At 59.9% G+C, this 15605-nt stretch carries 14 protein-coding genes; 6 read left to right on the top strand and 8 right to left on the bottom strand.

Annotation, left to right across the window (positions count from 1 at the left end; all coding sequences use genetic code 11):
• Positions 1-17 precede the first annotated feature (17 nt).
• Positions 18-284, top strand: coding sequence for a DUF6074 family protein (locus EXN68_RS19780; protein ID WP_052819945.1), 267 nt, complete (start codon positions 18-20; stop codon positions 282-284).
• A 73-nt stretch (positions 285-357) separates the two neighbouring features.
• Here the strand turns inward: EXN68_RS19780 and EXN68_RS19775 are convergent, their stop codons facing one another.
• Positions 358-1254 carry a tetratricopeptide repeat protein gene (locus tag EXN68_RS19775; RefSeq protein ID WP_142842476.1) on the bottom strand — a complete coding sequence of 299 codons (897 nt, stop codon included), beginning with the start codon at positions 1252-1254 and terminating at the stop codon, positions 358-360.
• Positions 1255-1389: 135 nt separating this feature from the next.
• Complete coding sequence (gene rpsU / locus EXN68_RS19770; protein ID WP_006313768.1) at positions 1390-1617, bottom strand: 30S ribosomal protein S21; 228 nt, start codon at positions 1615-1617, stop codon at positions 1390-1392.
• A 317-nt stretch (positions 1618-1934) separates the two neighbouring features.
• Between rpsU and EXN68_RS19760 the strand changes: the two genes are divergently transcribed.
• Genes EXN68_RS19760 through EXN68_RS19740 form a run of 5 tightly spaced genes read left to right on the top strand, consistent with a single transcriptional unit; the run spans position 1935 to position 7428 of the window.
• A complete protein-coding gene (locus tag EXN68_RS19760) occupies positions 1935-3188 on the top strand; it encodes a sarcosine oxidase subunit beta family protein (protein ID WP_046801680.1) in 1254 nt (417 codons plus the stop codon).
• A complete protein-coding gene (locus tag EXN68_RS19755; protein WP_161991401.1) occupies positions 3188-3598 on the top strand; it encodes a hypothetical protein in 411 nt (136 codons plus the stop codon). The genes EXN68_RS19760 and EXN68_RS19755 overlap by 1 nt, the downstream gene beginning before the upstream one ends.
• Before the next feature lie 11 nt (positions 3599-3609).
• Positions 3610-3924, top strand: a complete 315-nt coding sequence (locus EXN68_RS19750; protein ID WP_137087356.1) for a sarcosine oxidase subunit delta — start codon at positions 3610-3612, stop codon at positions 3922-3924.
• The gene (locus EXN68_RS19745; protein ID WP_142842475.1) at positions 3921-6881 is read left to right on the top strand and encodes a sarcosine oxidase subunit alpha; all 2961 of its coding nucleotides are present in this window, start codon (positions 3921-3923) and stop codon (positions 6879-6881) included. The genes EXN68_RS19750 and EXN68_RS19745 overlap by 4 nt, the downstream gene beginning before the upstream one ends.
• Positions 6874-7428, top strand: a complete 555-nt coding sequence (locus EXN68_RS19740) for a sarcosine oxidase subunit gamma (RefSeq protein WP_142842474.1) — start codon at positions 6874-6876, stop codon at positions 7426-7428. Before EXN68_RS19745 ends, EXN68_RS19740 begins: the two co-directional genes overlap by 8 nt.
• On the opposite strand, the gene EXN68_RS19735 is transcribed toward EXN68_RS19740, so the two are convergent.
• The 6 genes from EXN68_RS19735 to glgC all read right to left on the bottom strand — a co-directional run bounded on the left by EXN68_RS19735 (position 7425) and on the right by glgC (position 15595).
• Positions 7425-8477 carry a DUF2332 domain-containing protein gene (locus tag EXN68_RS19735; protein WP_142842473.1) on the bottom strand — a complete coding sequence of 351 codons (1053 nt, stop codon included), beginning with the start codon at positions 8475-8477 and terminating at the stop codon, positions 7425-7427. The two genes, EXN68_RS19740 and EXN68_RS19735, sit on opposite strands and share 4 nt — an antisense overlap.
• Before the next feature lie 24 nt (positions 8478-8501).
• Positions 8502-8990, bottom strand: coding sequence for a MaoC family dehydratase (locus tag EXN68_RS19730; protein WP_142842472.1), 489 nt, complete (start codon positions 8988-8990; stop codon positions 8502-8504).
• Positions 8991-9044: 54 nt separating this feature from the next.
• Positions 9045-11000, bottom strand: a complete 1956-nt coding sequence (glgX, locus tag EXN68_RS19725) for a glycogen debranching protein GlgX (RefSeq protein WP_142842471.1) — start codon at positions 10998-11000, stop codon at positions 9045-9047.
• 251 nt (positions 11001-11251) lie between these two features.
• Positions 11252-12880, bottom strand: a complete 1629-nt coding sequence (locus EXN68_RS19720; RefSeq protein ID WP_142842470.1) for an alpha-D-glucose phosphate-specific phosphoglucomutase — start codon at positions 12878-12880, stop codon at positions 11252-11254.
• Positions 12881-12884: 4 nt separating this feature from the next.
• Positions 12885-14327 (bottom strand): glycogen synthase GlgA, encoded by a 1443-nt coding sequence (gene glgA / locus EXN68_RS19715; RefSeq protein WP_142842469.1) that lies wholly within the window; start codon positions 14325-14327, stop codon positions 12885-12887.
• Between the two features lie 5 nt (positions 14328-14332).
• Positions 14333-15595 carry a glucose-1-phosphate adenylyltransferase gene (gene glgC, locus EXN68_RS19710; protein WP_046801691.1) on the bottom strand — a complete coding sequence of 421 codons (1263 nt, stop codon included), beginning with the start codon at positions 15593-15595 and terminating at the stop codon, positions 14333-14335.
• Positions 15596-15605 lie beyond the last annotated feature (10 nt).

Below are 15605 nucleotides of genomic sequence, written 5' to 3'. Positions count from 1 at the left end.
AAGAGCAGGGTGCCCGCGTGACGACGAGTTCAGAAGTAATCGCCTTTCCGGCAAAGAACCGCATTGCCGACGTAAAACGGTGTGCAACCATGCTTGACCGCCTGCATGGTGTGGAGGCGAATGATTTCTGGCGCAGGGAGTGCCGTGAGCTGGCCGCCTATCTGACGGGATTAGGCTATGAGGACGCCGCCATGCGGCGCGAGGTCATGGAATTTCAAAACGCGGTGCAGGCCGAATTGTGGTCGGGCGATGCTGCCCCCGAGGCGCGTCGCGACAGCCATTGAGGCTTTGGTTTTCTCATGAAAAAGCCGGCGGGTGCTGTGCACCGCCGGCTTTTTTGTTGGCGTCCGTCTGGCTTCAGGAGGCGCTGGCGCCGCGTGTGCGGGCAACACCATCGAGCGCCGGCTTGTATTTCGGATCGAGCCGCGCCGCGTGGGAATAGGACTTGGCGGCCTTGGCCATCTCGCCGCGCCGCTCATAGACCAACGCCTGGTTGGCCCAGGATTCGGCGACATTGCCATCAAGCGAAATGGCGTGATTGAAATCCGCGAAGGCATTTTCATCGTCGTTCAAGGCGACATAGGAGAGGCCACGGCCGTTATAGGGTTCCGGCGAGGTGGATGACAGGGAAATCGCCTTGGAGAAGTCCTCGATGGCCTGGGCGTGCTGGTTGCGCAGCTGGTAGATCAGGCCGCGATTGTGCCATGCGCGTCCATCGGTGGTTTCAAGCTCGATGGCGCGGGAGAAGTCGTTGAAGGCTTCGTTGACCCGTCCCGACTGGCGGTAAAGATTGCCACGGCCGATCAGCGCCACATCGTAGCTCGCATTGATCTGCAGGGCGGCGTTATAGTCCTGCAGGGCCTGCTGCTGCTGACCGGAGTTGCGATAAACGAGCGCGCGGTTGGCATAAGCCTGGTAGAAGCGCGGGTTCAGCTGCAGTGCCTTGTTGAAGTCTTCGATGGCGCGGCGGGAATCACCGGCGCGGCCGTAAGCCGAGCCACGAACATTGTAGCCTTCCGGATCCTGCGGATTGGCGTTGATGACCGAGGTGAGCGAGGCGATGTTTTCCTGCGAACCCTGGGCGCGGTCGATCCTGAACACGTCTTCCGTCTGGTTGGATGTGGCGCAACCGGAAAGACCGGCAAGCACGGTGCAGACGACCAGAGAAGCGCGAAACCCCCTGTTGTTTTTCAATGGCACCCGGCGCGTGGAGGCATCGGAGTTTTTCACAACACAGGCATCGACAGCGATCATTCGGTGTGGGTTCCCTCGCAGGCCGGTCTCATAATCGTTGTCCCACGATTTGTCTCCGACCACAAACACAAAGAGCGGCGGCGAATTGATCGCCCCCGCCCAACAAGCATTCAAAAACGTCCAAAAGACGGCCTATTAACGGCTCGCGCGCGGGGCCGCAATCAGACCTTCGCGCTGTGCGCGCTTGCGTGCCAGCTTGCGAACGCGGCGAACGGCTTCAGCCTTTTCGCGGGCGCGCTTCTGGGAGGGCTTTTCGTAGTAATCGCGCATTTTCATTTCACGGAAAATGCCTTCGCGCTGCATCTTTTTCTTGAGGGCGCGAAGCGCCTGATCAACGTTATTGTCGCGGACTAGTACCTGCACGTTAAACCCGTTCCTTTAGTTTGGTTATCTTGCTGTGCGAATAAAGGCATTCGCACGCAAACACAAAATCGTTCGCTTGGCCTTTTAGCCGTGCGATTGGTGTCGTGCATTATCAGATCATTTACGCCAAGTCCAGCCGATAACCCGCAAACAACAGCTAAAATGCGACCCCTCCGCCATTCTCGCCGTCATGTCGAAACAAAAGCATTGCGACGTCGCAAAATGGATATTGCCTCCCATCCCGATTTGCCATGTGTATGATACGGGCCGGAACTATGCTTCCGGTTTCTGGCCGGTTCTTGAGGAGCAGATTGCGAATGCGCAAATATTCCGTTTTTGCCGTGGCGCGTGAGGCGCTCAGGGGTCATAAAGGGTGGGATGCGCAATGGGCATCACCCGAGCCGCGCAAGGATTATGACGTCATCATCATCGGCGGCGGCGGCCACGGTCTGGGGGCTGCCTATTATCTTGCCAAGGAACACGGCATCACCAATGTCGCGGTGCTGGAAAAGGGCTGGCTTGGCGGCGGCAATACCGGCCGCAACACCACCATCATCCGCTCCAACTATCTCTATGAAGAGAGCATGGATATTTACGAGCATTCCCTCAAACTGTGGGAAGGCCTGAGCCAGGACCTCAATTACAACGTCATGTATTCGGCGCGTGGCGTTATGATGCTGTCGCACAATATTCACGACCGGCAGTCGTTCAGCCGGCACATCAATGCCAACCGTCTTTATGGCATCGACAATGAATGGCTGACGCCCGAACAGGCCAAGGCCTATTGTCCGCCGCTCGATATTTCCGGAAATGCGCGTTATCCGATCAATGGTGCAGCACTTCAGCGTCGTGGCGGCACGGCGCGCCATGATGCGGTGGCCTGGGGTTACGCCCGCGCCGCCTCCGATCGCGGTGTGCACATAATCCAGAATTGCGAGGTCACGGCTATCAGGCGCGGACCGGACGGGGCAGTGACGGGCGTCGAAACCAATCGCGGTTTCATCGGTGCCAAGAAGATCGGCGTTTCCGCCGCCGGCCACTCTTCGGTTCTCATGAAGATGGCGGATGTGCGGGTGCCCCTGCATTCCAACCCGCTGCAGGCGCTGGTGTCGGAGCCGCTGAAGCCGATCTTCCCTTGCGTCGTGATGTCCAACACGGTGCACGCCTATATTTCGCAGTCTGACAAGGGGGAGCTGGTCATCGGTGCGGGGACCGACCAGTATAATTCCTATTCCCAGACCGGCGGCCTGCAGATCATCACCCATACGCTCGATGCCATCTGCGAGCTGTTCCCGATCTTCCGTCGCGTCAAGATGATGCGGCAATGGGGCGGCATTACCGACAACACACCGGATCGTTCGGCCATCCAGAGCGTGACGCCGGTGCCGAACCTCTTCGTTAATTGCGGCTGGGGTACGGGTGGTTTCAAGGCGACACCGGGTTCCGCCAATCTCTTTGCCCATCTCATTGCCCGCGGCGAGCCGCATCGCCTTGCCGCCGGGCTGACACTCGACCGGTTCCGCACTGGCCGGCTCATCGATGAGGCCGCCGCTGCCGCGGTGGCGCATTGATGCTGGCGGCGGCTGTGCTCGCGATCAATATGTCTGGCGCGGCCGCGGCCGCGCCCGTCGGCAGCATCATTCCCGAGGCCAAGGATTTTCGCAGCCAGAAAATTGCGAAGATGCAGGGTGAGAAAGACTGGCCCTTCGTGGCGGAAAAAGGCCTGCTGCTGTGTGCTCCAAGTCTCGCGGACAAGATGGTCTATTTCGTCGGCGAGAAGGAGGATGGCGAGCAGGACTATCCCTTCGCGATCGACACTGACATGATGGCGGTTGCCATCGTCAATATGGGCCGGGCCTCGGCGCTACGTCCCTTCGATAATTTCGCGCAGCTTCTGACGCGGCTTTCCCCCTTCGTTGCGATGGGAAAGCGGCTCTGTGACCAACCCGCCGGAAGCGTCCTTCCGGAAAATTCTCTGTAGGTGGAACGACGATGCTTCTGATCCATTGCCCCTATTGTGGGGAAGACCGTTCCGAACTGGAATTCCGCTGGGCGGGCGAAGCCCATATCGCCCGGCCTGAAAATATCGCTGATATCTCGGACGAGGCTTTCGCCGAATATTTCTTCATCCGCGACAATGACAAGGGTCTCGTTTTTGAGCGCTGGCGGCATATCCATGGCTGCGGCCGGTTCTTCAACGCCGCCCGCGATTCCGTCAGCGACAAATTTCTGATGACCTACAAGGCTGGTGAGCCAAAACCGGATGCCGAGACGGTTCTTTCCGCAGAAAAGGGAGCGGCTCGATGAGCGGCGATTATCGTATCAAGGGTGCAGGTCGCCTGACGCCCGCCAGAACCGCGCGCTTTACCTTTGATGGCAAGATTTACTCTGCGCTGGAAGGTGACACGGTTGCCTCAGCGCTTCTCGCAAACGGCGTGCATCTGATCGGCCGCTCGTTCAAATATCACCGGCCGCGCGGCTTTCTGTCCGCAGGGCCGGAAGAGCCGAATGCGCTGATCGACGTCTCACGCGACAGCATGCGCAAGCAGCCCAATGTGCGCGCAACGGTGCAGGATGTGTTCGATGGCGCGATCATCGCCTCGCAGAACCGCTTTCCGTCGCTGTCCTTCGATATCAGCGCGATCAACGACTTCCTTTCGCCGATGTTTGCGGCTGGCTTCTACTACAAGACTTTCATGTGGCCGAAGGCCGCCTGGCACAAGATTTACGAGCCGATCATCCGCCGTGCTGCCGGTCTTGGCAAAGCGCCGAGCGAACCGGATGCGGATCATTACTCCGGCCGTTATGCCCATTGTGACCTGTTGGTGGCCGGTGGTGGCGTTGCCGGTCTGACAGCGGCGCTGGCTGCGGCGAAAACCGGCATCAGCGTCATTCTAGTGGATGAGAATGCAGAAATCGGCGGCGCGCTGCGCTTCGACACGGGGGCGGTTATCGATGGCCTGCCCGGCTATGAATGGGCGCAGAAGGTTCTCGCCGAACTGAAATCCCTGCATAACGTCCGTGTTCTGACCCGCACCACGGCCTTCGGTTATTACAACCACAATTTCGTGGCGCTGGCCGAACGCGTGACCGATCATCTCGCCACGCCCGCCAGACACCAGCCGCGCGAGCGGCTGTGGCAGGTGCGTGCCAAAAAGGTCGTTCTGGCCGCAGGCGCGATCGAGCGCCACATGGTCTTCGCCAATAACGACCGTCCCGGCATCATGCTGGCCTCGGCCGCACGCACCTATCTCAATCACTATGGGGTGGCTGTCGGCCATAATGTGGGTGTCTACACCGCCCATGATTCGGCTTATGAAACGGCTTTCGACCTTAAGAAAGCCGGTGTGAAGATCGCCGCCATCGTCGATTGCCGCGAGAACCCGGATCGGCTGCTGCTGGATGAGGCACGGGCACTTGGCATCGAGGTGCTGGCGGGCCACAGCGTTTATGATACCGCCGGGCGCCTGCGCGTGTCGTCCATGACCGTTGGCCGTAATGGCGGCTCAAACAAACGCAAGATCGCCATTGATGCGCTCGTGGTTTCCGCCGGCTGGACCCCGTCTGTACATCTCTTTTCGCAATCGCGCGGCAAGCTGAAGTTTGACGCGGCTAACCAGCGCTTCCTGCCTGACATCCATGTGCAGGACTGTGTTTCCATCGGCGCCTGCAACGGCACGGATGATCTCTCGGTACTGATTGCCGAAGCGGCGGCCGCAGGCGGTTCCGCTGTGGAGTTTTCCGGCGAGAACGCCCGTGGCTGGACCGGCGGCATGATCGGTGCTGCCGAGGGCGCGGGTGAAGGAACCGGGGTTAAGGCCTTCATCGATTTCCAGCATGATGTCTGCGCCAAGGATATTCGCCTTGCCGTTCGCGAGGGCATGCATTCCGTCGAGCATATCAAACGCTTCACCACCAATGGCATGGCGTCGGATCAGGGCAAGATGTCCAACATGCACGGGCTCGCCATCGCATCCGAAGCGCTGGGTCGGGATTTGCCGAAGGTCGGCCTCACCACTTTCCGCCAGCCCTATACGCCGGTCACCTTTGGCACACTCATCAATCATTCGCGCGGCGCGCTGTTCGATCCGGCCCGCAAGACGCCGATGCACGACGAAGAGGCAGCAGCAGGTGCGGTGTTCGAGGATGTCGGAAACTGGAAACGCGCATGGTTCTTCCCACGCGCGGGTGAGGACATGCATGAAGCGCTGAACCGGGAGTGCAAGACGGTGCGAGACAGCGTTGGCGTCTTCGATGCCTCGACTCTCGGCAAGATTGAGGTGGTCGGCCCTGACGCGGCGAAGTTCCTCAACCTCATCTACACAAACGCCTGGGATACGCTGAAACCGGGCCGCTGCCGTTATGGCATCATGACCCGTGAAGACGGCTTTGTTTACGACGACGGTGTCGTTGGCCGTCTTGCCGAGGACCGTTTCCATGTGACGACGACGACCGGCGGCGCGCCGCGTGTGCTGCAGCACATGGAGGATTATCTCCAGACCGAGTTCCCCGATCTCAACGTCTGGCTAACCTCGGCCACCGAACAATGGGCTGTCATTGCCGTGCAGGGGCCAAAGGCACGCGAGGTGATCGCGCCTTTCGTCGAGGGCATCGATCTGTCGCCGGAAGCCTTCCCGCATATGGCGGTGGCCGAGGGCAAGTTCTGCGGCGTGCCGACACGGCTTTTCCGGGTTTCTTTCACCGGCGAGCTTGGTTTCGAAATCAACGTTCCGGCCGATTACGGCGCAGCCGTCTGGTCTGCCATCCGGGAAAGGGCCGAAGCCGTTGGCGGTTGCCTTTATGGCACCGAGACCATGCATATCCTGCGTGCCGAAAAGGGCTATATCATCGTCGGGCAGGATACTGACGGCACGGTGACGCCTGATGATGCCGGGCTCAGCTGGGCGGTTTCCAAGAAGAAGACGGATTTCGTCGGTATTCGCGGTCTCAAGCGTCCCGATCTTACGCGCTCCGGCCGCAAGCAGCTGGTGGGTTTGAAGACGAAGGACAGGCTGACCGTTCCGGAAGAGGGCGGCCAGATCGTTGTTGATCCGAACCAGCCGAAACCCATGGCCATGCTCGGCCATGTCACCTCCGCCTACTGGTCGGAAAATCTCGGCCATTCCATCGCCTTTGCGCTGGTGGCGGATGGCAGGGCGCGCATGGGCGAAACGCTCTATATCCCGCTCGCCGATAAAACCATTGCCGTCGAAGTGACCGACATGGTCTTCCTCGACAAGGAAGGAGCCCGTCTCAATGGCTGATATGCTTCACGCAAAACGCAAATCCGTGCTTGAGGATTTCCATGGCGGTTCGCCCTTCGTCTCGCTGAAGCCTGCCGCTTCCGCATCACGGCTGTCGTTGCGCGCACGGGAAAGCGCCGTGCCGGCATTGTCGGAAGCGCTTGGTCTTTCCTTGCCCACGAGCCCGAAAAGCGCCGTCACATCCGGTCTGCGCTCTGCTCTCTGGCTCGGTCCGGATGAATGGCTGGTGATCGATCAGGGTGAGAGCGACCTGATGGCCATGCTCTCCGGCGTCTCCGGCCTGTTTTCGGCAACCGATGTTTCTCACCGCAATACGGCCGTCATCGTCTCCGGTCCCGGCGCGGAAGCCGCACTTAATGCCGGTTGCCCGCAGAATCTTTCGCCTGCAAAATTCCCGGTGGGTGCCTGCTCACGCACGGTTTTTGGCAAGGCGGAAGTGGTGCTGTTGCGCACGGCGGATGATACGTTCCGGGTGGAATGCTGGCGCTCCTTCGCCGATTATGTCGGCGGGCTGCTGCAGGAGGCGGCTGAGGACGTGGCGGTTTAAATCCGCTGGTCTTTCCAGCCACGCCATTCCACCCATCGCCCATGAAAATCGGCGCGGCCGATTTCCTGTTTCTCGCCGGTTGGCCAGATTTGCAGGGTAATCGCGGCGCTGCCCGGCGTCTGGTCCGCCTCCATCTGCAGGCGGGCAAGCGGAGCCTCGGGTGTGGCGCGGGCGCCTGCCTCGGCAATCAAGGCTTCGCCGGCCTGCTTCAAGGCATCCGGCAGATATTGCCAGGCGACGGAATGGTAGACGACATGGGTGGCGCCCGAATGCGGTGTGGCAAGGCGGCGTTTCAGCCAGTCGATCGCGTCGGCCTTCTCGACGTGCAAGCCGTTCTCCACCGCAATCTGTAGAGCCGCTGCCGTTCGCTCCAGCCTGTCGGTCTGATCGGCCCAGACATAGGACATCAACCGCAGGCGATCTTCGGCGGACGACGGATCGAGTGGGTTGAGATCGCAGCCGGCGCGCTCGATGACCTCAATCCGACGATCGAGCGGCGGAGCGTTTCCGCGCCATTCCGGCGAAAGAAAGACATCCGACGTCTCACCCCATGCAAGGTCGCCCAGTCGATACTGGTAACGGTCGAATTGCAGGTTCAGCCCGGCGCTGGCGCCAATTTCCGAAAGCGCCAGTGGTTTGCCGGCAAGCGCTGCAATCGTCAGAAAACCCGGCAGCAGCACTGCGGAACGGCGCACTTCGTTGGTCTGCGGTGGTGATTTCAACCTATCGAGAATAAAGGCCGCGTGAAAGCGCAACGCATCCTCGCAGGCCTGCCACAACGTATCCTCGTTTTCAGGTGCGATATCGACAAGCGGCGCGATCTTGTCCTCAATGGCAAGTGCATGCAGGGCGCCCGCCAGCCGCAGCGGCACGGAATCACCGGAGGGGCCGACATCACCGGGCCAGGAAAGGATTTTCCGGCCCACTTCCGTCTGGCGATCCAGCCGCGCCGAGACCGCGCGGCAGAGCCGTGCAGTAAAGGGCGAGCCAAGGCTGTCGCAAGCCCTTGCCTGAACGAGAAACGCATTTCTTACGGCTTCATCATGCATGCGGTCTCTCCCTTGGTTCGTGGGTCAGATATCCTCCGGCCTGTCCTCCGGATTGAACTGGGTGATCGTCGTCCAGCGGGCGGTGAGCGCCGGCTTTCTTTCGTTTTCAATCTCCACCGTCACATCATAGGTCGTCATCAGCATGGCGGCGCCGCGAAAGCGGGCTTCCGCCAGGATGAACCGGCCGCGCACCCGCGCACCAGATTTAACCGGCGCGACGAAACGGACGGCGTCGAAGCCGTAATTGAGGCCCATCGTCTGCTCGCGAATAGGGGGCACGGCGTCATAATATAGCGCCGAAAGCAGAGACAGCGTCAGGAACCCATGCGCGATGGTGCCACCAAACGGGCTTTCCGCTTTGGCCCGCGCCGGGTCGGTGTGGATGAACTGTTCGTCCAAAGTTGCCTTTGCGAAAGCGTCGATCATCGTCTGGTCGACAACGATCCAGTCGGAAACGCCCATTTCCGTGCCGACGAGACTTTTAATCTCCGCCAGCCCTATGTCCTTTGCCATCTTGTCTCTTTCCGGTTGCGTCGCACGCCATATAAGGGTGCGACGGCCAGGCGATCAACCGCGCAGATAAAACACCACCGAACGGGCAGGCAGGAAAGCGGGATTGCCAAAATCCGTGCCGATAGCTTTCCAGCCATTGCCGGGCAAGGTGAAGGGCACGATCTCGCGGCTGCGGTTGATGAGCACGGCGAGTTCGACATCGTTTCCACTCTCACGATCGGAGGTGGAAAGCACCATGGCGAAGGCCGGTCCGTCCGGCCTTTCCCAGTCCGACACCGTCATGGGTTCGCCGCCGGGAGCAAGCCACGCCACATCGTCCTTGCCGGAGAAAAATGCGGTTTGCGAAAAGACGCCGAAGCGTTTGCGCAATGCGGAAAGAAACGCGGTGTGTTCGATTAGTTCCGGGGAAAGCGACGACCAGTCGACCCAGTTGATTTCATTATCCTGACAATAGGCATTGTTGTTGCCCTGCTGGCTGCGGCCGCCCTCATCACCGGCGGTCAGCATCAATGCGCCGCGGCTGACGAAAAGCGTGGACAGCAGCGCCTTCACATCCGCGAGGCGCGCAGCGACAATGGCGGGATCATCGCTTGGGCCTTCGACGCCATTGTTCCAGGAATGGTTTTCATTGTGGCCGTCGCGATTGTTCTCGCCGTTTTTTTCATTGTGCTTGTGTTCGTGGCTGACGAGATCGAACAGCGTGAAGCCGTCATGGGCGGCAAGGAAATTGATGCTGCGGCTTATTGAGCGGCCATGGCGTGAAAAGATCGGCGACGAACCGGACAATGCATCGGCAAGTGCCCCGGTGGTTCCGGCATCACCGCGCCAGAACCGGCGCATATCGTCACGGGCACGATCGTTCCATTCCAGAAAGCTCTCTGGAAAATTGCCGAGCTGGTAACCGCCGGGGCCGATATCCCATGGTTCGGCGATCAGCACACGGTCGTGAAGCACTGCGTCCGAATGCATGGCCGCAAGCGTTTCGCTGGCCATCTCGAAGCCATTGGCGGTTCGACCGAGCACGGGTGCCAGATCGAAACGGAAGCCGTCCACACCGGTATTCACGACAAAATGCCTGAGCGCATCGATGATGAGCTGGCGCACATAGGGGTGGTCACAGGCAACCGTATTGCCGGTTCCTGTGTCGTTGACCAGCACGCCCGGTTGTCCGGGCGGGTGTCGGAAGGCGGTAAGATTATCGAGACCCCGCAATGACAAAACCGAGCCTTCGATATCGCTTTCACCCGTATGGTTGAAGACGAGATCGAGAATGGTGCCGATACCTTCCGCATGCAGCGCGGCCACCGTGTCGCGTAATTCCCGCACGCCGCCGGGGCAGAGGCGCGGATCGAGCGCCATGAAGCCGACCGGGTTGTAGCCCCAGGCATTGGAAAGGCCGAGCGGCGGCAGGTGCCGCTCGTCGATCCAGGCAGTGATCGGCATCAGCTCCACGGCATCGACGCCGATTTTTTTCAGATGCGTGATAATGGCGGGATGCGCCAGCGCCGCAACGGTGCCTCTGATGTTTTCCGGCACCTCGGGATGCAATTTGCTGAAAGATTTGACCGCGAGTTCGTAAATCAGCCTGCCTTCGGCAAAAAGCGGTGGTTGGCGTTTGAGCGGTTCGTATTGCGAAAGGATCGCCCTGGGCATGATGCCGCCCGTGTCTTCGCCAAAAGCGTATAGCGCCGGACCATGGCGGAAGGGGCGGTCGATCTCCGTGGCATAGGGGTCGAGCAGCAGTTTTGATGGGTCGAACCACAGGCCGTGTTCGGGGGCGTAAATTCCGTGGGCGCGGTAGCCATATCGCGTGCCAGAACCGGCATCTGCCACCGTCAAACGGTGAATATCATCCTCTCCGCGCTTCATGGGCAGGCGGGTGGTCTCCTTTTCACCGGCTGCATCGAAAAGGCAAAGATCGATCTGGGAAGCGTGCCGGGAATAGACCGTGAACTCCGTTCCGTTTTCCGTCTGGGTTGCGCCTTTGGGGAAAACGGGTGGGTTCTGCATGGTCTCTCTCCGATAGAATATCGTCTCTTCTCAAACGCGTCCGCAGGGTTAGAGGGCTGGAGCCTCTCCTGCGTCATCCTCGGGCTTGACCCGAGGGACCCACAACCCGGCTGCACCATGGATCCTCGGGCCAAGCCCGAGGATGATGCCGAATGTGGCGAAGGGTGTGTCACCCCTATAGTCTGCCTTGCCAGATGCCATCCTATTGCGCGGCGCCCTCTCTCCCGGAAGAGACAAGCGCCGCGGCAACTTCAGGTAATAACGCTCGGTTCGTTGCGGCCGGTATGGGCCTTGATACCGGCGATCGTATCGGCAGCGGCAATAAGGTCGGCGAGTGCCTCCTGCGTTTCGATGCCATGACGGGCCGCATCCGCCTCGTAACGCTCCACGTAAAGCCTGAGCGTCGCGCCTGCCGTGCCGGTACCGGAAAGGCGCAGCACGATGCGCGAACCGCCCTCGAACAGGATGCGGATACCCTGATTTTTGCTCACCGACTGATCGACCGGATCGTGATAGGCGAAATCATCCGCAGCCGCGACCTTCAGATTGCCATAGCTGGTGCCGGGGAGCGTGGCGAGTTTTTCGCGCAGGGTGGCGACCAGCGTGTTGGCGGCGTCCGAATCCACTTCTTCATAGTCATGGCGGGAATAATAGTTGCGGCCATATTCGGCCCAGTGCTTCGTGACGATGTCTTTTACGCTTTCCTTGCGGGCAGCGACGATGTTCAGCCAGAAAAGCACGGCCCAGAGGCCATCCTTTTCACGCACATGGTTGGAGCCGGTGCCAAAGCTTTCCTCGCCGCAGATCGTCACCTTGCCGGCGTCCATGAGGTTGCCGAAGAATTTCCAGCCGGTCGGCGTTTCATACATGCCAAGCCCGAGCTTTTCGGCGACACGGTCCGCTGCCGCACTTGTTGGCATGGAGCGGGCAATGCCGGAAATGCCTGCGGCATAACCGGGTGCCAGTCTGGCATTGGCGGCGATGATGGCGAGACTGTCGGATGGCGTGACGAACATGCCCTTGCCGACCACCATGTTGCGGTCGCCGTCACCATCGGAAGCCGCGCCGAAATCCGGACCCTGCGGGCTCATGACATCGTCATAAAGCTCCTTGGCATGGACAAGGTTCGGGTCGGGGTGATGGCCTCCGAAATCCGGCAGCGGCGTTGCGTTGTGGACGGAGCCCTTCGGCGCGCCGAGGCGCTTTTCGATGATTTCCACGGCATAAGGGCCGGTAACCGCGCTCATGGAATCGACCACGACCTTGAAACCACCGGCAATCAGCGCACGGATTGCACCGAAATCGAACAACTCTTCCATCAGCGCCGCGTAATCGGTGACCGGATCGATTACCTCGACCGTCAGCTCATCGACTTTGAAGCTGCCCACCTTGTCGAGATCGATATCGGCGGCATCGGAAATCTTGTAGCTGTCGATGACCCTGGAGCGGGCATAGATTGCGTCGGTGATCTTTTCCGGTGCCGGGCCACCATTGCCAATATTGTATTTGATGCCGAAATCTTCGTTCGGGCCGCCGGGATTGTGGCTGGCGGAAAGAACGATGCCGCCGAAGGCCTTGTATTTACGGATGATGTTGGAGGCGGCGGGCGTGGAAAGAATGCCGCCCTGACCAACCAGAACCTTGCCGAAACCGGCAGCCGCGGCCATCTTGATCGCCTTCTGGATGACTTCGCGGTTGTAATAACGGCCGTCGCCGCCAATCACCAGCGTCTGGCCCTGAAAGCCCTCAAGCGCGTCAAAGATCGACTGGATGAAGTTCTCGGCGTAATTTTCCTGGGCGAAAACCGGCACCTTTTTGCGCAGGCCGGAAGTGCCCGGCTTCTGGTCCTGATAGGGCTTGGTCTGAACGGTCTTGATCATTGTTTCAATGGCCTTTCGAAATAAGCTGGCTGTAAAGCGCGGCGTAAAGACCGGCGCTTTTTTCCCAGGAAACGTCGGATTTCATGCCGAGTTTCTGCATTTGTGTCCAAAGTTTCGGGTCGTGATAATAACGCACGGTCCGGCGGATCGCCTGTTTGAGACCGTCAAGCGTGACGGGCGAGAATTGCACGCCGGTCGCCGATTTATTGGCGATGGCGGCGTGGTTGGCGTCGATCACGGTGTCGGCAAGGCCGCCGGTGCGGGCGACAACCGGAATGCAGCCGTAACGCAACGCGTAAAGCTGGGTAAGCCCGCAGGGCTCGAAACGCGAGGGAATGATGATCGCGTCACAGCCCGCCTGCATCAGATGCGACAGCGGCTCGTTATAACCAACGGCAACACCGACGCGGCCATGGTGACGGGATGCGGCCGCCAGAAGCGCGCCTTCCAGCGCCACTTCGCCCGCGCCAAGCACCACAAGACGACCGCCGAGGGCAACGATCTCGTCCACGGCTTCCGCCATGAGGTCGATGCCCTTCTGCCAGGTGAGGCGGGAAATGATGCAGAAAAGCGGGCTGTCGTCGTCATCGATGCGGAAATGCTCAGCGACCGCCTTCTTGTTCAGCGCGCGGTTCTTGAGATTGGCGGCCGAATAATTGTCGTGGATCAGATGGTCTGTCGCCGGGTTCCAGACATCGGCATCGATGCCGTTGACGATGCCGTGCAGCACATGGGCGCGGCTGCCGATGACGCCGTGCAGGCCCATGCCGAATTGCGGGGTGAGGATCTCCTCGGCATAGGACGGGCTGACGGTGCTAAGTGCGGTTGCCGTCTGCAGGCCGCCCTTCAGGAAGCTCACATCGTTATAATATTCGATGCCTTCCATGCCGAAGGAATGTGGGGGCAGTGCCAGCTTGCTGAAGATATTGGCACCGAACTGACCCTGAAAGGCGATGTTGTGGATGGTGAGAAGGCTCGGAATCTCCGGCGTTTGCGCATAACGCATATAGACCGGTGTCATGGCAGCCTGCCAGTCATGGGCATGCACCATATCCGGCCGCCAGTCGGGAAGCGCGCCGGCGGCAATGCGGGCTGCCGCGAGCGACAGTGCCGCGAAGCGCTTCCAATTGTCTGGATAATCCTTGCCGGTCTGGTCGAGATAAGGTCCACCGGACCGCTCGTAATAAGCGGGCGCATCGAGAATGAGGAGATCCAGCCCCTCATGCCGTACCTCGAGCACCTCGGCTTTTTCACCGAGAAGATCGGTAAATTCGAAACATTTGACGGGGTCCGTCACGGCGGCTTTCACCGCCGGATAGCCGGGTATCAATGTCCGCGTTCTGACGCCGTGGGCTTCGAGCGCGATGGGGAGCGCGCCGACAACGTCGGCGAGCCCTCCGGTCTTGATCAGGGGATAGATTTCGGATGAAACCGAAAGGACATTCATGGGCTCTACAGGTCCAGCTTGTCGATCATCGATTGGGTGATAAGGCAGATGCCATTTTCCGTGCGGCGGAAACGTTTGGCATCCAGTTCTGGGTCTTCTCCTACAATCAGTCCTTCCGGAATGACCACGCCATGGTCGATGACGACATTGCTGAGCTGGGCATGACGCCCGATCTTCACACTCGGCAGTACTACGGCATTCTCAAGGCGGGAGTATGAATTGGCGCGCACGCCGGTAAACAACAGGCTGCGCGTGAGGGCCGCACCGGAAATGATGCAGTCGCCCGAGACGACCGACGACACGGCCGAACCGCGACGGTCCTCGTCATCATGCACGAATTTGGCCGGCGGGGTGATTTCCGCATAGGTCCAGATCGGCCAGGATTTGTCGTAGATGTCGAGGTCGGGCACCACGTCCGTGAGGTCGATATTGGCCTGCCAATAGGCATCTATGGTGCCGACGTCGCGCCAGTACGGCCCGTGTTCGAAATCCGAGCGCACACAGGAATCCGCGAAGCGGTGGGCGACGGCTTTGCCGTGCTTGACGATATAGGGAATGATATCCTTGCCGAAATCGCGGCTGGAGGTCGGGTCGGCGGCGTCGCGGCGCAGCGCTTCCATCAGGAATTTCGTGTGGAAGACATAGATGCCCATGGAGGCGAGCGCAAAACCTTCATTGCCAGGAATGCCGGGCGGATCGGCCGGTTTTTCAATGAAGTCGATGATCTCGTCTTTTTCGTTCACATGCATCACGCCGAAGCCGGTCGCTTCCATGCGCGGCACTTCAAGGCAGCCGATCGTCACATCAGCACCGGAATCGACATGCTGCTGCAGCATGTATTCGTAATCCATCTTGTAGATGTGATCGCCGGCGAGAATGACCATATATTCCGGCGCATAGGGTTCGATGATATCGATGTTCTGATAGACAGCGTCTGCGGTGCCTTCATACCATTGCGTTTCGGACACGCGCTGCGAGGCCGGCAGAATATCGAAGCTTTCATTACGTTCGGGGCGGAAAAAGTCCCAGCCGCGCTGCAGGTGGCGGATGAGCGAATGCGCCTTGTATTGCGTGGCGACGCCGATGCGGCGAATGCCGGAATTGAGCGCGTTGGAGAGCGCGAAATCGATGATGCGCGCCTTGCCGCCGAAATAAACGGCGGGTTTTGCCCGGCGGTCCGTCAGCTCCTTCAGGCGGCTTCCTCTGCCGCCTGCGAGGACATAGGCCATTGCATCACGCGCCAGTGGCTGAACTCTTTTTTCCGACATGGTGTCCTCC

Origin of the sequence: Martinezella rhizogenes, from assembly GCF_007002745.1 — a bacterium.
Lineage (GTDB): Bacteria > Pseudomonadota > Alphaproteobacteria > Rhizobiales > Rhizobiaceae > Agrobacterium > Agrobacterium cucumeris.
This window is presented reverse-complemented; position numbering and strand designations above follow the sequence as displayed.

What these genes read in the sequence shown, in the direction of transcription:
- EXN68_RS19775 (WP_142842476.1), bottom strand. Translation starts at nt 1,254, where the DNA reads ATGATCGCTGTCGATGCCTGTGTTGTGAAAAACTCCGATGCCTCCACG.
- EXN68_RS19760 (WP_046801680.1), top strand. Translation starts at nt 1,935, where the DNA reads ATGCGCAAATATTCCGTTTTTGCCGTGGCGCGTGAGGCGCTCAGGGGT.
- EXN68_RS19755 (WP_161991401.1), top strand. Translation starts at nt 3,188, where the DNA reads ATGCTGGCGGCGGCTGTGCTCGCGATCAATATGTCTGGCGCGGCCGCG.
- EXN68_RS19750 (WP_137087356.1), top strand. Translation starts at nt 3,610, where the DNA reads ATGCTTCTGATCCATTGCCCCTATTGTGGGGAAGACCGTTCCGAACTG.
- EXN68_RS19745 (WP_142842475.1), top strand. Translation starts at nt 3,921, where the DNA reads ATGAGCGGCGATTATCGTATCAAGGGTGCAGGTCGCCTGACGCCCGCC.
- EXN68_RS19740 (WP_142842474.1), top strand. Translation starts at nt 6,874, where the DNA reads ATGGCTGATATGCTTCACGCAAAACGCAAATCCGTGCTTGAGGATTTC.
- EXN68_RS19735 (WP_142842473.1), bottom strand. Translation starts at nt 8,477, where the DNA reads ATGCATGATGAAGCCGTAAGAAATGCGTTTCTCGTTCAGGCAAGGGCT.
- EXN68_RS19730 (WP_142842472.1), bottom strand. Translation starts at nt 8,990, where the DNA reads ATGGCAAAGGACATAGGGCTGGCGGAGATTAAAAGTCTCGTCGGCACG.
- glgX (WP_142842471.1), bottom strand. Translation starts at nt 11,000, where the DNA reads ATGCAGAACCCACCCGTTTTCCCCAAAGGCGCAACCCAGACGGAAAAC.
- EXN68_RS19720 (WP_142842470.1), bottom strand. Translation starts at nt 12,880, where the DNA reads ATGATCAAGACCGTTCAGACCAAGCCCTATCAGGACCAGAAGCCGGGC.
- glgA (WP_142842469.1), bottom strand. Translation starts at nt 14,327, where the DNA reads ATGAATGTCCTTTCGGTTTCATCCGAAATCTATCCCCTGATCAAGACC.
- glgC (WP_046801691.1), bottom strand. Translation starts at nt 15,595, where the DNA reads ATGTCGGAAAAAAGAGTTCAGCCACTGGCGCGTGATGCAATGGCCTAT.